The sequence below is a fragment of the Streptomyces sp. NPDC055962 genome (assembly GCF_042270185.1).
GTDB lineage: Bacteria > Actinomycetota > Actinomycetes > Streptomycetales > Streptomycetaceae > Streptomyces.
This window is the reverse complement of sequence record NZ_JBHJYN010000020.1, coordinates 6,496-25,402: the sequence shown is the minus strand read 5'-3', so window position 1 is coordinate 25,402 and position 18,907 is coordinate 6,496. Positions and strand designations below refer to the sequence as shown.

The 18,907-nt window shown below is 71.1% G+C and carries 17 protein-coding genes; 12 read left to right on the top strand and 5 right to left on the bottom strand.

Annotation, left to right across the window (positions count from 1 at the left end; genetic code table 11):
* Positions 1–48: 48 nt before the first annotated feature.
* Positions 49–1,056 carry a hypothetical protein gene (locus tag ACFC51_RS34205; RefSeq protein ID WP_376532635.1) on the top strand — a complete coding sequence of 336 codons (1,008 nt, stop codon included), beginning with the start codon at positions 49–51 and terminating at the stop codon, positions 1,054–1,056.
* 103 nt (positions 1,057–1,159) lie between these two features.
* A complete protein-coding gene (locus ACFC51_RS34200; protein ID WP_376370665.1) occupies positions 1,160–2,689 on the top strand; it encodes an amino acid permease in 1,530 nt (509 codons plus the stop codon).
* A gap of 21 nt (positions 2,690–2,710) precedes the next feature.
* Here the strand turns inward: ACFC51_RS34200 and ACFC51_RS34195 are convergent, their stop codons facing one another.
* Positions 2,711–3,478, bottom strand: a complete 768-nt coding sequence (locus ACFC51_RS34195) for a sulfite exporter TauE/SafE family protein (protein WP_376532633.1) — start codon at positions 3,476–3,478, stop codon at positions 2,711–2,713.
* 146 nt (positions 3,479–3,624) lie between these two features.
* Between ACFC51_RS34195 and ACFC51_RS34190 the strand changes: the two genes are divergently transcribed.
* From ACFC51_RS34190 to ACFC51_RS34165, 6 genes are all read left to right on the top strand, one after another.
* Complete coding sequence (locus ACFC51_RS34190) at positions 3,625–4,746, top strand: substrate-binding domain-containing protein (protein ID WP_376370669.1); 1,122 nt, start codon at positions 3,625–3,627, stop codon at positions 4,744–4,746.
* 102 nt (positions 4,747–4,848) lie between these two features.
* Positions 4,849–6,216, top strand: a complete 1,368-nt coding sequence (locus ACFC51_RS34185) for an ABC transporter substrate-binding protein (protein ID WP_376532631.1) — start codon at positions 4,849–4,851, stop codon at positions 6,214–6,216.
* 48 nt (positions 6,217–6,264) lie between these two features.
* Positions 6,265–7,266: a carbohydrate ABC transporter permease gene (locus ACFC51_RS34180; protein WP_376370673.1), complete on the top strand. Its 1,002-nt coding sequence runs from the start codon at positions 6,265–6,267 to the stop codon at positions 7,264–7,266.
* The gene (locus tag ACFC51_RS34175) at positions 7,263–8,138 is read left to right on the top strand and encodes a carbohydrate ABC transporter permease (protein WP_376370675.1); all 876 of its coding nucleotides are present in this window, start codon (positions 7,263–7,265) and stop codon (positions 8,136–8,138) included. Before ACFC51_RS34180 ends, ACFC51_RS34175 begins: the two co-directional genes overlap by 4 nt.
* 37 nt (positions 8,139–8,175) lie before the next feature.
* Positions 8,176–9,204 carry a hydroxyacid dehydrogenase gene (locus tag ACFC51_RS34170; protein WP_376370676.1) on the top strand — a complete coding sequence of 343 codons (1,029 nt, stop codon included), beginning with the start codon at positions 8,176–8,178 and terminating at the stop codon, positions 9,202–9,204.
* Positions 9,201–11,093: a DUF2264 domain-containing protein gene (locus ACFC51_RS34165; RefSeq protein WP_376532629.1), complete on the top strand. Its 1,893-nt coding sequence runs from the start codon at positions 9,201–9,203 to the stop codon at positions 11,091–11,093. Before ACFC51_RS34170 ends, ACFC51_RS34165 begins: the two co-directional genes overlap by 4 nt.
* Before the next feature lie 37 nt (positions 11,094–11,130).
* Here ACFC51_RS34165 and ACFC51_RS34160 read toward each other — a convergent pair whose 3' ends face one another.
* On the bottom strand, positions 11,131–12,072 hold the full coding sequence (locus ACFC51_RS34160; protein WP_376532627.1) for a nitroreductase/quinone reductase family protein: 942 nt from the start codon (positions 12,070–12,072) through the stop codon (positions 11,131–11,133).
* A 167-nt stretch (positions 12,073–12,239) separates the two neighbouring features.
* On the opposite strand from ACFC51_RS34160, the gene ACFC51_RS34155 reads away from it, so the two are divergent.
* The 4 genes from ACFC51_RS34155 to ACFC51_RS34140 all read left to right on the top strand — a co-directional run bounded on the left by ACFC51_RS34155 (position 12,240) and on the right by ACFC51_RS34140 (position 15,667).
* Positions 12,240–12,638, top strand: coding sequence for a MarR family winged helix-turn-helix transcriptional regulator (locus ACFC51_RS34155; RefSeq protein WP_376370692.1), 399 nt, complete (start codon positions 12,240–12,242; stop codon positions 12,636–12,638).
* Between the two features lie 484 nt (positions 12,639–13,122).
* Positions 13,123–13,791 (top strand): hypothetical protein, encoded by a 669-nt coding sequence (locus tag ACFC51_RS34150; protein WP_376532671.1) that lies wholly within the window; start codon positions 13,123–13,125, stop codon positions 13,789–13,791.
* A 250-nt stretch (positions 13,792–14,041) separates the two neighbouring features.
* Entirely contained in the window at positions 14,042–14,953 is a 912-nt protein-coding gene (locus ACFC51_RS34145; protein WP_376532625.1) for a hypothetical protein, read from the top strand.
* A 198-nt stretch (positions 14,954–15,151) separates the two neighbouring features.
* A complete protein-coding gene (locus ACFC51_RS34140) occupies positions 15,152–15,667 on the top strand; it encodes a DinB family protein (protein ID WP_376370682.1) in 516 nt (171 codons plus the stop codon).
* 113 nt (positions 15,668–15,780) lie between these two features.
* Here the strand turns inward: ACFC51_RS34140 and ACFC51_RS34135 are convergent, their stop codons facing one another.
* The 3 genes from ACFC51_RS34135 to ACFC51_RS34125 are packed head-to-tail and all read right to left on the bottom strand — an operon-like array spanning position 15,781 to position 18,715.
* Positions 15,781–16,413: a lactate utilization protein C gene (locus tag ACFC51_RS34135; protein WP_376532623.1), complete on the bottom strand. Its 633-nt coding sequence runs from the start codon at positions 16,411–16,413 to the stop codon at positions 15,781–15,783.
* The gene (locus tag ACFC51_RS34130) at positions 16,410–17,951 is read right to left on the bottom strand and encodes a lactate utilization protein B (protein ID WP_376370685.1); all 1,542 of its coding nucleotides are present in this window, start codon (positions 17,949–17,951) and stop codon (positions 16,410–16,412) included. The genes ACFC51_RS34135 and ACFC51_RS34130 overlap by 4 nt, the downstream gene beginning before the upstream one ends.
* The gene (locus ACFC51_RS34125; protein ID WP_376370687.1) at positions 17,948–18,715 is read right to left on the bottom strand and encodes a (Fe-S)-binding protein; all 768 of its coding nucleotides are present in this window, start codon (positions 18,713–18,715) and stop codon (positions 17,948–17,950) included. The genes ACFC51_RS34130 and ACFC51_RS34125 overlap by 4 nt, the downstream gene beginning before the upstream one ends.
* Between the last annotated feature and the right edge of the window lie 192 nt (positions 18,716–18,907).

Sequence of the window (18,907 nt, the reverse complement as noted above, 5' to 3'; positions counted from 1 at the left end):
CGGCTCACCGCCCCTCCCCCACCGTGTGTCCAGGGGCGGGGCGCGTCCATGGCCACCGGTGATTTCCGGCCGGTCTACCACCCAGCGGGACACGATCACGCGCTGCGTGTGGCGTTACAGGACCTGCGGACCGGCCGTTGGCTCGCCATGCGGAATCTGCTGGAGAGCACACCGGACTGGGCACTCTGGACCCAGCGGACCCAGGTCCTCGCGGCTGTGGCCGCGGGGTCGGACACGGTGCAGGCATGGCTCGCGGAGGAGCCTCGGAGTGTCGCGGGGGCGGTGATGCACGCCAGGGTGACCGTGGAGCGGGCCGTCCGTGCGCACCGGGAGAAGCGGCCGAGCGCCCAGCAGTTGTGGCAGGAGGCCTGGGAGGGATGCCGTACCGCCGCGCACGCGGCGCCCCGGGATCCCGTGCCGTGGGTGTGTCTGCTGGCGCTCTCCCAGCTCGACGAGGGGCAGCGCCTGGAGGAGCACCGGCTGCTGCCGCCGGGCCCGATGCTGTTCCCCGGCCCGTGGGGGCTGCTCGCGGAGGCGGACAAGCGCGATCCGTTCAACCGCGAGGCCTACCACCGGATGCTGCAGTTCGTCTACGCGAGGCAGGCGAGCGGCACGCTCTCGGAGGCGGTCAACTTCGTCCAGTGGGCGGCCTCTTCCGCTCCCGACGGCTCGGCCCTCCATGTGCTGCCGCTGTATGTGCGCGTGGAGCGCTACCGCCGTGAGCACGGCAACGAACACGCGCTGGACCTGCACTGGGTGACCGAGGACGGCGAACGCGACGCCCGGCGGGCCCTGTCCGTCTGGTTCGACGCCGCCGACCCGGCGAGCCGGTCACTGCTCGATCTCAACCACCTCGCCCACGCGCTGTGGGGTTCGCTCCGGTTCGCCGACGCCGCACCGGTGTTCCGCGCGATGGGCCCGTACTACACCTCGGTCCCGTGGGCCCACCGCACACGCACCCCCCAGGATCCGGCCGGGGCCGAGGACGTGTTCCTCAGGGCCCGGAGCCGCTGTCTGGCCGCCGGGCACGAGCCCGGGAGAGACCCGGACGGCTGACCTCCCGGGCACGCCCCCTCCCCGGGAGGGAGCCGCACGCCGGTCCGGCCGGAGCCCCCCACGTACGTCCCCGTCCCCCAACCCCCACCCGGAGGTCCTCCCCATGTCCATATCCGCCTCGACCCGGTCGGGCACGGAGCCCACGCCCCCGAAGGACGAAGAGCAGCGGCTGCGCGAGCTCGGCTACCAGCCGGTGCTGGCTCGCCGCATGGGCGGCTTCGGCAACTTCGCCATCAGCTTCTCCGTCATCTCGATCCTCTCCGGCTGCATGACCCTGTACGGCTTCGGGATGTCGGCCGGCGGTCCGGCGGTGATGCTCTGGGGCTGGGCGGGTGTCGGCCTGTTCGTGCTCTGCGTGGGCATGGCCCTGGCCGAGGTCACCAGCGCGTACCCCACGTCGGGCGCCCTCTACTACATGGCCGACCGGCTCGGCGGCCGCAAGTGGGGCTGGTACACCGGGTGGCTGAACCTGCTCGGCCTGCTCGGCGCCATCGCCGGCATCGACTACGGCGCGGCGCTGTTCACGGGCGCCCTGCTCAATCTCCAGTGGGGGTTCGATCCCACGCCGGGCTCCACGATGCTGATCTTCCTCTGCATCCTGCTCCTGCACGCCGTGCTGAACCTCTTCGGTGTGCGTCTGGTCAGCCTGCTCAACTCGATCAGCGTCTGGTGGCACCTGGCCGGTGTCGCCGTGATCGTGACGGTGCTGGCGATCGTGCCCTCCGACCACCAGTCGCCGTCGTTCGTGTTCACCGAGTTCGTCAACGGCACGGGCTGGGAGAATCCGATCTACGTGGCGGCCATCGGCCTGCTGCTCGCGCAGTACACCTTCTGCGGCTACGACGCCTCCGCCCACCTGTCCGAGGAGACGTCCAACGCGTCGGTGACCGCGGCCAAGGGCATCGTCCGGGCGATCTGGGTCTCCTGGGTCGCCGGGTTCGTCCTGCTGGCCGGTCTGACGTTCGCCATCCAGGACTACGCGGGCACCCAGAACAGCGCCACCGGGGTGCCGCCCGCCCAGATCCTGATCGACGCGCTGGGCACGGCGGGCGCCACCGCCATGCTGCTGATCGTCATCGCGGCCCAGCTCTTCTGCGGCAACGCCGAGGTGGCGGCCGCGAGCCGGATGGTCTTCGCCTTCAGCCGTGACAACGCGCTGCCGGGCTCCGCCCTGTGGCGCAGGGTGAGCGCGCGCACCCAGACGCCCGTGCCCGCCGTGTGGCTGTCGGTCGCGGTCGCCGCCCTGCTGGCGGTGCCCTCGCTGTACTCGGCGACGGCGTACGGGGCGGTCACGGCGATCAACGTCATCGGGATCACTCCGGCGTACGCCATCCCGATCTATCTCAAGCTGCGGGCCGGGGACCGCTTCGAGCGCGGTCCCTGGCACCTGGGCCGCTGGTCGAAGCCGATCGGCTGGATCGCCGTGACGTGGGTCGCGATCGTGACCGTGATCTTCCTGCTCCCCCAGTCGTCGCCGGTGACCGTCGACTCGATGAACTACGCGTCGATCGCCCTGGTCGTGGTGCTGGTCCTGGCCACGGTGTGGTGGTTCGTCGCGCGCCGTTCGTACAGCACCCCGGACGCGTACGGGAACGCCCGTGAGCAGGCGGAGATCGCCGAGGGCATCGTCTGACCGTCCCTCCCCGGGCGGCCTTCAGCGCAGCAGCAGCTGGAGGCCGCCCAGGACGGTGGCTCCGATCACGATCCGGTCGAAGAGCTTCTGGTTGATCCGGCCGACGCAGGCACGGCCGAGCCAGGCGCCCGGGACGACGAAGAGCACCAGGGCGGCGTCCAGCAGCAGCGACCGGGCGTCGATGAGACCGAGTCCCACGCTGAAGGGGACCTTGGAGGTGTTGACGATGAGGAAGAACCACGCCGACGTCCCCAGGAAGCCCAGCTTGTGGAAGCCCGCCGACAGCAGGTAGAGCGACATCACGGGACCGCCCGCGTTGGCGACCATGGTGGTGAAACCGCCGAGCACCCCGTACGAGCGGGCCTTGAACCGGCCGCCGCGCGAGGGGCCGTCCCCGTCCTCCCCCTCGGGAGCCGGTCCGGGCCGCGCGCGTCTGCGCCACAGGGTGACGCCCGCCATGAAGAGCAGGATCGCACCGATCGAGGTGCGTACGGCGTCGTCGTCGGCCCACAGCATGAAGACGGTGCCCGCCACCACCCCGACGGCCACGGCGGGGAACAGCCGCAGCAGGGTCGGCCAGTGGGCGTGACGGCGGTAGACCAGCACGGCGAGGAGGTCGCCCGCGATCAGGATCGGGAGCAGCACCCCGGTGGATTCGCGCGCCGGGAGGACGGCCGCGAAGACCGCGAGGCTGATCGTATTGGCACCGCTGACCGCCGTCTTGGAGAAGCCGACGAGGGTGGATGCCGCCGCGAGCGCGGCCAGTTGCCAGAGTGTGAGGGTATCCATTCCGGCTCAGATGGTAGACACATCTTCCTCTCGGCGGATCATCGTTCCATCCTGCGGCCTCTCCGGGCGCGAGTCCCTCGCTATGCTGCGATCGCTCACGTAAGCGTTCAAACGAACATCGCACAGCAGTAGGCAAGGGGGCCGGCATGCGGGAGCCTGTTGACGCGAGGCGCACGCGCATCCTCGCGGTGGTGCACGCGAGGGGCGCCGTCAAGGTGAGTGCGCTCGCCTCCGAGCTCGAGGTCTCGATGGTCACGCTCCGACGGGACGTGGAGGAGCTCGCCAGGACGGGGATGCTGCGGCGCGGACACGGCGTGGTCCGGCCGATGGGGGACACCGGGCCGCCGGCCGCCGTGCCGGCCGCACGCGGCGGCGAACCCGCCGGCGAGGGGGCCGCCGTCGGCCTGGTCGTCCCGGAGCGGCACTCCTACCTCTACGAGACGCTGCACGGCGCAAGGACGGCGCTGGAGGAGGCGGGTGCGCGGATCACCCTGCACATCGCCCCGCAGATGGCCGGGGCCGAACGGCCACAGGTGGAAAGGGCCCTGGCCGCCGGCGTACGCGGTCTGCTGATCGCCCCCCGGTGGCGCAGCGCCGCGGGTGAGGAGGCGGACTACGGATGGCTGGCCGAGGTGGGGGTGCCCACCGTCATGATGGAGCGGCGGCCCCGGTCCGGCAGCGTGCTGCACGCCATGGACACCGTGTGCTCCGACCACTGGTACGGGATCCATCTGGCCGTGGACCACCTGATCTCGCTCGGCCACCGCCGGCTCGTGCTGGCGGCCAGGAACGACAGCCCCACGGCACGAGCCATACGGGCGGCGTTCGCCGAGATCGCGGCGGCCCGGCCCGAGGTGGAGGAGTGGTCGGTGGTGCTGAGTTCGCCCCACGCGGGCCCCGGGGAGCCCGGCACGCTGGAGGAGGCCCCGGACCTCACGGCGCACCTGCGGGAGCGAGGCGTCACCGGCGCCGTCCTGCACGGCGACGAGGACGCCCTCATGCTGGTCCAGCGGCTGACGGAGAACGGGATCGGGGTGCCGCGGGACTGCTCGGTGGTGGCGTACGACGATGTGGTCGCGGCCCTGGCCAGTACCTCCCTCACCGCGGTCTCCCCGCCGAGGGCCGAGATCGGACGGGCGGCGGCCGAGCTGCTCCTGTACCGGCTGGGGCAGCCGGCCGGCACGACCGGTCCGGTCCGCAGGACGGAACTGCTGCCGCGTCTCGAAGTGCGCGGATCGACCCGTGTGTTGCCCCCGCCTACCGACTGATCGATTGAACACTTCACGCTTCTTTTGATCGATCTATTGACCGCGATCGACCAGCCGATCAGTATTCCCCGTGTCTCGAATCAGGAGCCGCGGGAGGCGCACATGCCTGGTCGACAGAGCCGTCGATCCGTGCTCGCCACGATCGCCGCACTGCCTCTGACAGGCGCGCTCAGCGCCTGCGGAGGCGGTGGCGGAGACACACGATCGGGCAGCACGAGCAGTACCGGCAGGACGGTCAGCAGCAGGACCGGCAGGAAGACACGCATCACCTTCTGGTCGGCCCTGCGGGGCAGCCAGGAGGTCGTGGACGCGTTCAACCGCGGTCACGACACCATCGAGGTCGATTTCCAGCAGGTCCCCGGCGGGGCCCAGGGCGGTTACGCCAAGCTGAGCAACGCCGCCCGGGCGGGCAACGCCCCGGACATCGCCACCATCGAGTACCCCCAGGTCCCGGGCTTCGCCATCGACGGGGTGTGCCGTGACATCACGGACCTCGTCGGTGAGGGCCTCCGCGCCAAGCTGCTGCCGCAGGCGCTGGGGCTGACCACCTTCGAGAAGCGGGTGTTCAGCGTCCCGCTCGACATAGAGCCCATGGTGCTGCACTACCGCACCGACCTCTTCGAGCGGTACGGGCTGGGCGTCCCGCGCACCTGGGAGGAGTTCGAGGACGCGGCGAGGAGCGTGCGCCGCACAGGCGGTGAGCGCCGGATGGCGCTCTTCCCGACGGACGGTGACACCCAGCTCGCCGCCTTCGCGTGGCAGGCGGGGGCCCGGTGGTTCGACACCTCGGGCGGCGCCTGGAACCTCTCGCTCGCCGATGCGCCGACCCGGCGGGTGAGCGCCTACTGGCAGCGGCTCACCGACCGGGACCAGGTGTACATGAACGCCGTGGAGAGCAGGCAGAGCGATGTCCAGATCGCGGAGGGCCTGGTGCTCAGCCGGCTCAGCGGTGCGTGGGACGCAGGAGCCCAGATGAAGGCCCGTCCCGCCCAGAAGGGTCTGTGGAAGATCGCCCCGATGCCCCAGTGGGACCCGGCGGACCCCGGGGTCGGGACCCACGGCGGGTCGACGTTCGCGGTCACCAAGGACTGTGCGGACCCCGAGGCCGCCATGGAGTTCATCGAGTGGCAGGTCTCCCACCCGGACGCCCTGCGCGCCCGGCTCTCCAGCGGCGCGAGCAGCCAGTACCCGGCCGCGCCCGGCCTGGTCGACGTGGGCCGCAAGGCCTTCGACCGCGCCTACTACGGCGGCCAGGACATCTACACGCTCTTCGAGCAGGAGGCGCGGAAGATCCGGCCCGGCTGGGTCTGGGGCCCCCGGATGTCGGCCACGGGAAGGATCATGAAGGACGGACTGGCGCGGGCGAGCGGAGGCCAGGGCTCCATCCTCGGAGCGGTCCGCGCGGCGCAGGAGGGCACCATGCCGGACCTGAAGGCGCTCGGCCTCTCCACCACCCAGCGCTCCACCTGACCTGCGCCCCGCATCCCCTTCCCAGCAGCAGAGAGGCAGGTGACACCCATGACCAGCGCCACCCCCGTGTCCGTGGCCGCGGACGCCCCCGCCCGGCCGTCGACGAGGACCCCGGCCGCGGAGCCGGCCGCACCCACGGGCCGCAGATCCGCCCGCCGGCGTGAACTCGGCGCCTGCGGCGTCCTGATGACGCCCTTCTTCGTCCTCCTGGTGACCGTCTTCCTGATCCCGGTCGCCACCGCCGTCTACTTGAGCTTCTTCAGTGACGACCAGCCCGGTCTCGGGTTCGGCCCCGAGCGGACGGTCTTCGCCGGGGTCCGCAACTACGCCGCCGTACTGGCGGACCCGACCTTCCTCGGCGGCCTCGGCGTCGTCGCCCTGTACTGCCTGGTCTACATCCCGCTGATGGTGGCCGGCGCGCTCGTGCTGGCACTGCTGCTGGACGCGGGTGTGGTCCGGCTCCGGGGCACCGCCCAGCTGGCGCTCTTCCTGCCGCACGCCGTGCCGGGCATCATCGCGGCCCTGATCTGGCTGTACCTCTACACCCCCGGCATCAGTCCGGTCATCGACCTGCTGGGCAAGGCCGACATCACCGTCGACTTCCTCGGGGTGCACACGGTGCTCCCGTCCATCGTGAACATCGCGCTGTGGAGCAACCTCGGCTACAACATGATCGTGTTCTACGCCGCCCTCCAGGCGGTCCCCCGCGAGGTGATCGAGGCGTCCGTGGTCGACGGTGCGGGCCCCGTCCGCACGGCTCTCCAGGTCAAGACCCCCCTGGTGCGGTCGTCCATCGTGATGGTCGCGATGTTCACCCTCATCTTCGCGCTCCAGCTCTTCACCGAACCCATGCTGCTCAGCCAGTCCACGCCGATGATCAACTCGCGCTTCTCGCCCAGCATGTACATCTACGACGCCGCGTTCACCCGCAACAACTACGGACTGGCGGCGGCCGCCTCGGTCATCCTGCTGCTCTGCACGATCGCGCTCTCCTACGGCGTCACCCGCTGGACCAACCGCGCCAACGCCACCGAGGAGGGCGCCCGATGAGCGCGTCGACCGTGTCCCGCACCACCGCACCCCTGCGGCCCCGGCTCCTCGGGCGCTCCGTCGTCAATCTCGTGGTGCTCGTGTCGGTGATGTACACCCTGCTGCCGGTGCTCTGGCTGGTGCTCGCCTCCACCAAGAACAGGGACGCCCTCTTCAGCAGCAACATCCTGTCGCTGAGCGACTTCTCCTTCGTCCAGAACATGAAGGACCTGTTCGCGATGGACGGCGGGCTGTTCGGACGCTGGTACGGCAACAGCCTGCTGTACGCGGTGCTGGGCGCGGCCCTCGGCGCGCTGATCAGCATCGCCTGCGGCTACGCCTTCGACAAGTACCGCTTCGCGCACAAGGAGAAGCTGTTCGGACTGGTGCTGGCCGCCGTCATGGTGCCGCAGACGGTGCTCGCGCTGCCGCTGTACCTGATGGCCTCCGGCGCCGGTCTCGTGAACACCTTCTGGGCGGTCTTCATCCCTGTCCTGTTCAACCCGTTCGGGGTCTACCTCGGCCGGATCTTCAGCCAGGGCTACGTGCCGGACGAGGTGCTGGAGGCCGCGCGGATGGACGGCGCCGGCGAACTGGCCGCCTACTTCCGGGTGGCGCTGCGGATGCTGGGACCGGGTCTGGTCACCGTCTTCCTCTTCCAGCTCACGGCCATCTGGAACAACTTCTTCCTGCCCATGGTGATGCTCTCCGACCAGGACCTCTATCCCGTCAGCCTCGGCCTGTACACCTGGAACAGCTCGGCGTCCGTGTCTCCCGAGTACTACCCCGCCGTGATCATGGGCTCGCTGCTCGCGGTGGTGCCCCTGATCCTCGCCTTCGCCCTGCTCCAGCGTTTCTGGCGGTCCGGTCTGACGGCGGGTGCCGTCAAGTAGCCGTGCCGCCCCGCCCGGACCACCGCACAGGAGAACCATGCACAGCACTCCCCCCGCCCACCGCCGGCCGCGTGCCGCGCTCGCCATGGGAGCGGACGCCGCAGCGGCGGTGCTCTCCCCGGACTCCCTGGCGGCGCTGGCCGAGGTGTGCGACCTCGCGCCCCTCCCCGCCCTCGACGACTTCTCGACCGGGGCGGCCCGCGCCGTGCTCGCCGGCACGGAGGTCCTGGTCACCGGCTGGGGCTGCCCGCCGATCCACGCCGGGGTGCTGGCCGAGGCGCCCGCGCTGCGGGCGGTCGTGCACACCGCGGGCACGGTGCGCGGCCATGTCACCGAAGCGTGCTGGGAGAGGGGCATCGAGGTGTCGTCCGCGGCGGCGGCGAACGCCCTCCCGGTCGCGGAGTACACCCTGGCGATGATCCTGCTGTCCGGCAAGCGGGTCCTGGAACGGGCCAGGGACTACCGGGCCACCCGTCTGCGTGACGCCTGGCTCGCCACACCGCCCGACGTGGGCAACTACCGCCGAACAGTGGGCATCCTGTCCGCCTCCCTGATCGGCCGCCGGGTGATCGAGCTGCTCCGCCCCTACGACCTGCGGGTGCTGCTCCACGATCCGTACGTCACGGACGAGGAGGCCGCCGCGCTGGGGGTCGCGCGGGTCTCCCTGCCCGCGCTCTTCAACCGGAGCGACGTGGTCAGCGTCCACACCCCGCTGCTGCCCGCGACGACGGGGCTGGTCAGCCGCGAACTCCTCACCTCCATGCGACCCGACGCCGTCCTGATCAACACCTCCCGGGGTGCGGTCGTCGACCAGGACGCCCTCACCGACGTCCTGCGGCAGGAGCGCATCCGGGCGGTGCTCGACGTCACCGACCCCGATCCGCTGCCGCCCGGCCACCCCCTGTGGGACTGCGACAACGCCACGATCACTCCCCATCTCGCGGGATCCCAGGGAAACGAACTGAGGCGGCTGGCCGATCTCGCGGTCGGTGAGGTCGCCCGCTGGGCCGCGGGCGACGGCTTCGCCCATCCCGTACGACGTGAAAGGCTGGCATTCCTCGCATGACCTCCCTTCCCTTTGCACTGCCTCCCGAGGACCGCGGACCGAGCCCGTTCACCGGCTACACCCGGGCGCACTGGGAGGCGGTGGCGGACGGACTGCTGGACTCCGCCTGGAAGTGGGCCACCCCCGGCCGGGCCCTCCTCGACCTGCCCGGCCGGCCCTCCCGCTCGGGGGTCAGGTCCGACGGCCTGGAGGGCTACGCCCGTACGTTCCTGACCGCGGCGTTCCGGGTCGCCGGCGCGGAGGGCAAGGACCCGCACAACTGGCTGGAGCGGTACGCCGCCGGGCTCACCGCCGGTACGCGTACGGCCGGGCGGGACGACGCCGAGTCCTGGCCGCTGATCCTGGACCACACCGTGTTCGGCCAGCCGATGGTGGAGTCGGCGTCGGTGGCCATCGGGCTGCGGCTGACCCGCCCGTGGCTGTGGGACCGGCTGGACGCCGCCACCCAGGACCGCGCCGAGGAGTGGCTGCGCGGGGCGCTGCGCCACAGCCCCGCTCCCAACAACTGGTACCTCTTCCCCTTCTCCGTCGCCGGATTCCTGGAGTCGGTGGGCCGGGGCGACGCGGAGACGGCACGGGCGCGGCAGCGTGCGCTCGACCTGCTGGAGGTCTGGTACCGGGGCGAGGGCTGGTACGCCGACGGGGACGGGCGGGCCTTCGACCACTACAACGGCTGGGCGCTTCACCTGTACCCCGTGCTGGACGCCTACCTCTCGGGTGACGCGGAGCTGTCCGCCCTCCACGGGGCGCGGCTGAGCGAGCATCTGGAGGGCTTCTCCCTGATGTTCGGCGCGGACGGCGCCCCGCTGCACTTCGGGCGTTCCCTCACCTATCGCTTCGCGGCGGGCGCGGCGGTCGGCATGGGCGCGGTGTCCGGGCACACCCCTCTGGCACCGGGGGTGTCGCGACGGCTGATCAGCGGATCGCTTCGGTACTTCCTGGACAACGGCGCGGCGGGGGACGACGGTCTGCTGAGCCTGGGGTGGCACGGCCCGCACGACGCAACGCTCCAGGTGTACTCGGGTCCCTCGTCGCCGTACTGGGCGTCGAAGGCCTTCGTCGCCCTGCTGGCCCCGGCGGAGCACCCGCTGTGGACGGCGGACGAGGAGCCCGCTCCCAGCGAGGGCCCGGACCGGGTGCTGTCGCTGCCGTCGCCGGGACTGCTGGTGCAGTCGACGCGGGCGGACGGCATCGTGCGGCTGCACAACCACGGCAGCGACCACGTCCGGCCGCACGAGGGCGAGACGGCGGACGTGGCTGACCCGCTCTACGCACGGCTCGCCTATTCGACGGCCACCGGCCCCACGGCATCCGCGAACACCGCGGACAACCACCTGTCGGTACGCGTCGGGGGCTCCCGCAGCAGCCGCGTCCGGATCCACCCCCTGGGTGCGGGGCACGGCGAGGGCTGGGGCTGGGCGGCGTCCTGGCACACCCCGGTCTTCCCGGCCGGCCCGCGGACCTGGCCGGGCCTGCGGGTGGAGAGCGTGACCGTCGTACGGGGACGGTACGAGCTGCGGGTGCACCGGATCCTGGGGGCGCCTGCCGGGTCCCTGGCCGAGCAGACGGGCTGGGCGGCGGACCCCGGGGGCACGGTGCGTTCGGCGCTGCACGGGCTGCACGGCTGGGAGGGACAGGAGGACGTACGGGCTCCGCAGGGGACGGCGTTCACCCGGTGGGCGGTACTGCCCCGGCTGAGCGCCGACGTGGAGGGGACGGAGGTGCTGGTGGCACTGGCCTCGCTCACCGCCGATCCGGACGCCGGACCCCTCGCGGCCGCGGTCGGCGGGGTGGACGTCGACCGGGAGGCCGTCGCGGTGCGCTGGGCCGACGACGGCTCGACGACCCGGGTCGCCTTCGCGCCGCTGGAGGTCACGCACGAGCCGTAGTCCGGCGGCCGGCCACGGGCCCCTTGCCACGCACCGTTCACGTGGCGAGGGACCCGCCGTCGTCACCGGTGAGGGCCGGGAGGAGGTACTGCTCCTCCCGGCTGAAGTGGGCTTCGAGCTCGGCCGACAGGCGCGCCAGCTCGGTCCTGAGCGTCTCCGCGTCACCCGCGGCCGTCCGTGAGGACAGACGTGCGAGGAGCGCTTCGATGTCGTGCAGGACCCGCGCCACGGTGCGGTGTTCCTCGCGGAGCCTCGCGATCACGGGGGCGAGCCGGGGGAACTGCGTCTCGAACACGGTGAACGCCCCGTCCTCGCCGGTGTGGTGCGTGTGGAGGGAGTCGCAGAAGGCGAGGCAGTGCACCGCCAGCCGCTTCCCCAGGGACGGCGCGGGCCGTACGGGGTCGTGCGGGGCGGCCGGGGCCTGCACCGCGAGGCCGGCGTCGACCTCTTGGCGCAACACCGCCAGTTCCTCGCGAAGTTCACGGTGGACGCGGGACAGGTACGCAGCGAGTGCCCGGTTGCGCTCACGGTCCGACAGATCGAGGCGGTGCAGCGCGACGACCGGAATGACCCGGGTGGTGCCCGCCTGATAGGCGCTGAATGCCGGGTCGCGGTCGCACTGCTCCTGGTAGAGGCGGTCACGCTCGGCCCCCACGAGGGGTACCGCCGTGGCGGCGTACGTCTCGACGGCGCCGCCCCCGGCGGCGGCCTCCACGGTGACCCTCGGGTCGGCGAGCAGGTTCCGGTACCAGTCCGGGTGCCTGGGTCCGCCCGCGTTGGAGGCGAACACGAGGATCCTGGTGCCGTCGTGCGCGTACACCGCCGGGTTGGTGCGGGGCCGGCCCGTGCGGGCGCCCGTGGTGGTGAGGAGGACGAGCGGCGCTCCTTCGAACATCCCTCCCACCGCGCCGCCGTTCGCCCTGAACTCCTCGATGACCTGCTGATTGAACGCTGCGGGTGAAGGGTGCTGGTCGGTCACGGATTCAGCCTCTCCGGTAGCATCGCATCGCGTACCCATTTGCTTCGAAAGCAAATTAGCTTTGCCATCAAAGCTAAAGAGAGGTGGAGACCGTGTCAACCGCCGACCCCAGGCGGGGGGACTCCGGCCAGGACGTCGACGAGTCGATCCGCGCCCTGCTCCTCCTCATGCCGCGCATGATCGGCCGGGCCAAGCGGATCCCGGTCCCGGAGGAGCTCCGCTCACTCGCACTCACCCCCCGGCACCTCTCACTCCTCGCCCACCTGCTCTTCGACGGCCCCATGAGCGTCAACGAGCTGGCGGCAGGACTGGAGGTCGCCCCCACGACGGTGAGCCTGATGGTCGGCGAGTTGAGCCGGAAGGGTGTCCTGGAGCGGCGCGAGTCCGAGACGGACCGACGCCGGAAGATCGTGAGCATCGCCGAGTCGCACCGGGACACGATCCACGGATGGCTGGGGCGCGGGGCGGCGGCATGGCGCGAGGCGCTCGCCCCGCTGACGCCGGGCGAGCGGCAGATGTTCGTCGACACGCTCACGGCCTACGAACGGGCTCTCGCCGACGACTGAGGTCCGGCACCCCGGTCCGCGCATGCACTCCCGGCCCGCGCACGCACCCCCGGCCCGGATATGCGCCCCTGGTTGACGCACTCCCGTTCATGAACCCCCGAACCAACACCAGGGAAACAGAAAGCCTCTCCCGAATTAATGGCGGACCACGGAACAGATACATCACGGGAATCTTTTCGGGCACTTCACAGAATCCCTCGAAATCAATTCCGAATATCGCGGCGCACGGTTACGCTGAGGCCGCTTCGCCGAGTGGCGCGGCAGCCGTGGGGACGCCTGGGGAGGCGTCGACGCGGCTTTCGGGGGTGGGGAAACAGGGGGCGGCTTCGCCGTGCGGAGGAACTGGTCGACGGGTGAACACCCGTCCCGTCCGCAGCTGTTCTTTCGACGGATCGCCCGGCGCGACGACCGGGGACTCCTTCGCGCATCCTTTCCGCACGCCCGGAATTCTCTTGACGACAAGTAAGGAAGACCCGTGCGACGAATCACGTCCGTATTCCTGTCCCTGAGCGCCCTCCTGGCGGCCTCCGCACTGGCCGCACCGACGGCCGGAGCCGCGCCGCAGGCCGACGCCGCGACGTCGGTACCCAGCGGCTGGGTCGCCGTGGACAGCTCCGGACTGCAGCACATCACCGACGCGGCCGACACCCTCCAGGCCCCGCTCGCCGCCGGGCGCAGCGCCGCCACCGCCGCGGCCGTCGAGCCGGAACTCCTGGCCCTGCAGTCGGCCCGCAACGAGAAGTTCGTCGCCACCGAGGCCAACTACGCGGCCCCGAACACCGGCGCCCTGCGGGCCCGTTCCGCCCAGGTGGGCGGCGGCTGGGAAGGCTTCGTCTTCACCTTCGACGAGGCCACCGGGACGGTCTCGCTGAAGTCGCTGGCGAACGACCGTTACGTGGCGGTCGAGAAGAACTACACCGGCACCGCCCAGAACATCCTGCGCGCCCGCTCGACGAGCGTGGGCGGCTGGGAGCGGTTCGTCCTGTACTACAACGAGAGCCTGGACCGCTTCGCGCTCCAGTCCACGCTGAACGGGCTCTTCGTCGCCATGGAGAACAGCTACACCGGATCCCTCCAGTACGCGCTGCGCGCCCGTTCGGCCGAGATCACCGGCTCCTGGGAGGAGTTCACCCTCTACAGCCTGGAGGCCTGACACCGAGGCCGCGCCCCGGCACCCCGCAGGAGCGGACGCCGGGGCGCGGCCCTGCGGGGTACGTTCACCACTCCCGGTGATGGGCGTCTCAGCCCTCTGTTCACACCGGCCACAGAGCTTGGCTGAAACCTCAACCAGTAACTCCTGAAACTCAGTTGTCGCCCGTCCCTCTCCTTGCCAGACTCTTCCCGCTGCTGACGGGACACCTCGTCGGCAAGGCGGGAACCGTCTTCCCAGGGGGGGAACACTCATGAAACTCACGATGCCCGGGCGCACTCTGGCCAGAGGGGCGGCCGTGCTCACGCTGGCGCTCAGCATGGCGACCGGCACCACGGGCCTGCTGTCCGGAACCCAGGCTCATGCCCAGCCGGTCACGGACGGATCGCTGGCCTTCAGCGGGGACGAGGGCGACTGGATCAGCGGCGGCGAGTCCTACGCCTACTCGACGGACTCCCAGGACACGGTGTCGGTGACGGGGTCGAGCGACAACCGGGTGGTATCGGTGTCGGTCGCCGGGGCGAACGGGGACTGGTGGTACCTGGACCTCGCGGCTCCCGCAGGCGCCACCCTGGCCCCGGGCACCTATGACGGGGCCACCCGGTACCCGTTCAACGAGGCGGCGGAGCCGGGACTGGACCTCAGCGGGAACGGACGCGGCTGCAACACGCTCACCGGCACCTTCACGGTCACAGCGGTCGAATTCGGCCCGCGGGGGTACGTCGAGGAGCTCGACGCCTCCTTCGAGCAGCACTGCGAGGGCGGCGGGAGCGCCGCGCGCGGTGAGGTGCACATCGACAACCCCGCCCCGCCCGCGGAGCTCGGCCTCGGCCTCGCCGTGGCGCTCGACGGCACGGCGAGCACCCTGAACGGCAAGGCCACCCTGCACGGCACGGTGAGCTGCAACAAGCCGGTGCACGTGGAGGTGGCGGGCGACGTCACCCAGGTGAAGCGGAAGCAGCTGATCCGGGGCTCCTACGCCACGTCGGTGGAGTGCGTTCCCGGCGCGCCGGTCGCCTGGACCGCGAAGGCCGTCCCCACCGGGTCGGTGCCGTTCCAGCGCGGTGACGTCGAGGTCGAGGCGCGGGCGACGGCGACGGACCCGGACTACGACCAGCCGGTGACCGCCGGCGAGACGGTGGCCGTCCACCTGAGCAAGGGCTGAGAGGCCCGAGGACGGGTCCACGGCCGCCACCGGACCCGTCCTCGGCTCCCGGGCCGTCCTCGGGCGGGGGAAGCCCTGGCGAGGGTCTGTCCGACGGATCTTGTAGGCCGTGCCGGCGCAAGGCGGTGGTTGCACGCTCGTCTGCACGGTTCCTAAACCACGCGACACCGCAGCCGAGCTGTGGCAACCTCACCCGCGATGACACAACGAACCGATACACCCCCCACGTGGGACGAACGTACGCAGCTGGCCACCTTCCTGGACTACGCCCGTGACACGGCGCGAGCCAAGTGCGAAGGCGTGTCCGAGGAAGATGCCCGCAAGGCACCGCTCCCGGATTCCCCGTTGATGACGATGTGCGGGCTGATCAGCCACCTGCGATGGGTCGAGCATCACTGGGTCCAGGTGATGTTCCTCGGCGAGGAGCCCGAGGGGCCGCTCACAGCGGCGACCGACGACGACCCCGACCCCGAGATGCGGACAGCGGTCGACATCCCGTTGCCCCAGCTTCTCGCCGAGTACGAGGAACAGAGCGCCCGCTATCGCCGGCTGGTGGCCGACCGCGACCTGAACTCCAAGGCCGAACGCCCTATCGGCGACGGCCGCCACGTGGACCTGCGCTGGGTGGTCCTCCACCTCATCGAAGAGATCTCCCGCCACAACGGTCACCTCGATGTCGTGCGTGAACTCCTCGACGGACAGACCGGTGTCTGACTTCGGGAGATGCAGCTTCAACCGGGCCCACTCCGGGTGCGTTGAATCCCCTCCTCCCATGCCCATGCCGACGACCCGAGACCGTTACCGTCACATAATCCGTCGGACAGGCCTTAGGCGTCCGTACGGATCACCACCACCAGATTGCGCGGTCCGTGGACGCCCTCGACCCGCTCCAGCTCGATGTCGGACGTCGCCGAGGGGCCGCTGATCAGGGTCGTCGGCCGCTCCGGCACCAGCCGGGCCACCGCCTCCGGGACACCGGCCACGACCGACGTCAGGTCGACGACGCAGACATGCAGGTCGGGTACGAGGGAGAGCGCGCGCCGGCCCTGGCCCGCCGATCCGTCCAGGAAGATCGTGCCGGTCTCGGCGCAGGTGACGGCCGACGCCGTCACCACGCCGTCCAGCGCGTCGAGGCTCGGCGCAGGGATGTCGGCCGAATCCCGCAGGATCTCGCCGTCGTAGGCGCCGAGCCACCGCTCGTCCAGGCCGTCCGGGACGCCGATCCTCCGGGCGCCCCGTTCGCGCAGGATCCCGGCGATCACGTCGGCCGTGCGGTCGCTCGTGACGGCGTGGACCGTCGCCTTGTAGTCGACGAGCCGGTCGGTCAGGAGCGCGAGGCGCTCGGCGTCCGGGAGGGTGCGGCCCGTGCGGTAGGCGCGGGGGATCTCGGTGGCGGGAGCGGGCGCGAGGGCCAGGGCGTCCCTGATCCGGCCGAGCACGGTGTCGCGGGCGGTGGTCACCGGTCCTCCTCGGGTGCGGCGGTGCGCCGGGCGCCTTCCTCGGCCGCGGTCCGCATCGTCTCCGCTCCTTCGGCCGACGCCAGCCAGGAACGGAAGGACTGCTTGGGCGGTGCAGCGGTGTCCCGGCTGTCGCTCCAGCCGCTGAGCGGCGGGGGCAGCCGGGAGAGAGTGCCGTCGCGTCCGGCGACGACCCGCCCGAGGGCGGCGGCCTTCTGCGCCGCGGTGAAGAGTTTTGGCCTTTTCATCACCCCGGCCGCGGCCTTCATCGCGAGCTTCTCCGCCGTGGTTCCGGACTGTTCGGTGTGCTGGTGGCGCAGCTCGACGAGCATCGAGGGGATGTCGATCTTCACGGGGCAGGCGTCGAAGCATGCGCCACAGAGGCTGGAGGCGTACGGCAGCGAGCTGTTGGGGTCGTCCTTCGCCGCGTGCATCCCGGCGAGCTGCGGGGTGAGGACCGCGCCGATCGGGCCGGGGTACGTCGATCCGTAGGCATGGCCGCCGGCCCGCTCGTAGACGGGGCAGACGTTGAGACAGGCCGAGCAGCGGATGCAGTTGAGGGCCTCGCGGCCGATCGTGTCGGCGAGCGCGGCGGTGCGTCCGTTGTCCAGGAGGACGAGGTGGAAGTCCTGCGGCCCGTCCCCCGGGGTGACGCCCGTCCACATCGACGTGTACGGGTTCATCCGCTCGCCCGTCGAGGACCGCGGCAGCAACTGGAGGAAGACCTCCAGGTCCTGGTGGCGCGGCAGGACCTTCTCGATGCCCATGACGGTGATGAGGGTGTCGGGCAGGGTCAGGCACATGCGGCCGTTGCCCTCCGACTCGACCACGGCGAGGGTCCCGGTCTCGGCGATGCCGAAGTTGGCGCCGGAGACGGCCACCTTGGTCGTCATGAACTTCTCGCGGAGATAGGAGCGGGCCGCGGCGGCGAGGTGCGCGGGCACGTTGTCGAGGTCCGGGTCGACGCCGGGGATCTCGTCGAGGAAGATCTTCCGGATCTCGTCGCGGTTGCGGTGGATCGCGGGGACGAGGATGTGCGACGGCTTGTCGTCGGCGAGCTGCACGATGAGCTCGGCCAGGTCCGTCTCGTAGGGGGTGATGCCGGATGCTTCGAGGTGCTCGTTGAGGCCGATCTCCTGGGTGGCCATCGACTTCACCTTGATGACGTCGCGGCTGCCGGTCGCGCGGATCAGCCGGGTGACGATCTCGTTGGCCTCGACGCCGTCACGCGCCCAGTGGACCGTGCCGCCGTGCTCGGTGACCTTGCGCTCCAGCTGCTCCAGGAGTTCGGGCAGCCGGTTCATGGTGTCGGTCTTGACGGCCGATCCGGCGTCACGCAGCTGCTCCCAGTCGGGGAGTTCACCGGTGACGCCGAGGCGCTTGGTGCGGATGGTGCGGGTGGCCCTGCCGAGGTTTCGGCGCAGCTGTTCGTTGCGGAGTTCGTCGTGGGCAGCCTCGGGGAACGTCCTGTCCCCGCGCAGGTTTCCGGTGCCGTACGGGGAGCGGGGCGGGGCGGCGGGCATGCCGAGGAACGTGCTCATCGGGCGGCCTCCTTCAGGGCGTACGGCGCGGTGCGGGTGGAGCCGAGGATCTGGGCGAGATGCAGGGTGCGCGTACCGGACCTGATGCGGGAGAGCCCGCCGCCGATGTGCATCAGGCAGGAGGAGTCCCCCGCGGAGCAGACGTCGGCCTTGGTCCCGGTGATGTTGCGCATCTTGTCCTGGAGCATCGCCGTGGAGGTCTCGGCGTTCTTGACGGCGAACGTGCCGCCGAAGCCGCAGCACGATTCGGCCTCGGGAAGCTCGACCAGGTCGATGTCCTCGACGGCACGCAGGAGCCGCAAGGGCTTGTCGCCCACCCTGAGCATGCGCAGGGAGTGGCAGGTGGGGTGGTAGGTGACGCGGTGCGGGAAGTAGGCGCCCACGTCGGTGACACCGAGGACGTCGACGAGCAGTTCGGAGAGCTCGTACGTCTTCGCCTTGACCGTGGCGACCCCGGCGCGCAGCGCGGCGTCCCCGTACCGCTCGGCGACGAGTTCGTGCTGGTGGCGGACGGAGCCGGCGCACGAGCCGGACGGCATGACGACCGCCTCGATCGAGGGGTCCCCGAACTGCGCGGCGAAGTCGCGGACCAGCGGGACGGGTTCGCGCTGGTAGCCGGTGTTGACGTGCATCTGGCCGCAGCAGGTCTGGTCCGGCGGGAAGACCACCTCGTGACCCAGGCGGGCGAGCAGCACCGCGGTCGATCTCACCGCCTCCGGGAAGAGCGTGTCTCCCAGGCAGGTGGCGAAGAGTCCGATGCGCATGGGACCTCCCGCGTCGATTTATGGTCCGACCATACTAGCCTCGGTCCGTAGGGGGAAGCGTGCGGGCACGCCCGGCCCGCGCGGAGCCGAACGGGGGCGGGGGGGGGGGGGGAGCCCCCCCCCCCCCCCCCCCGCGCCCCCCCCCCCCCCCCCCCCCCCAAAAAAAAAAAAAAAAAAACCCCCCCAAAAGAG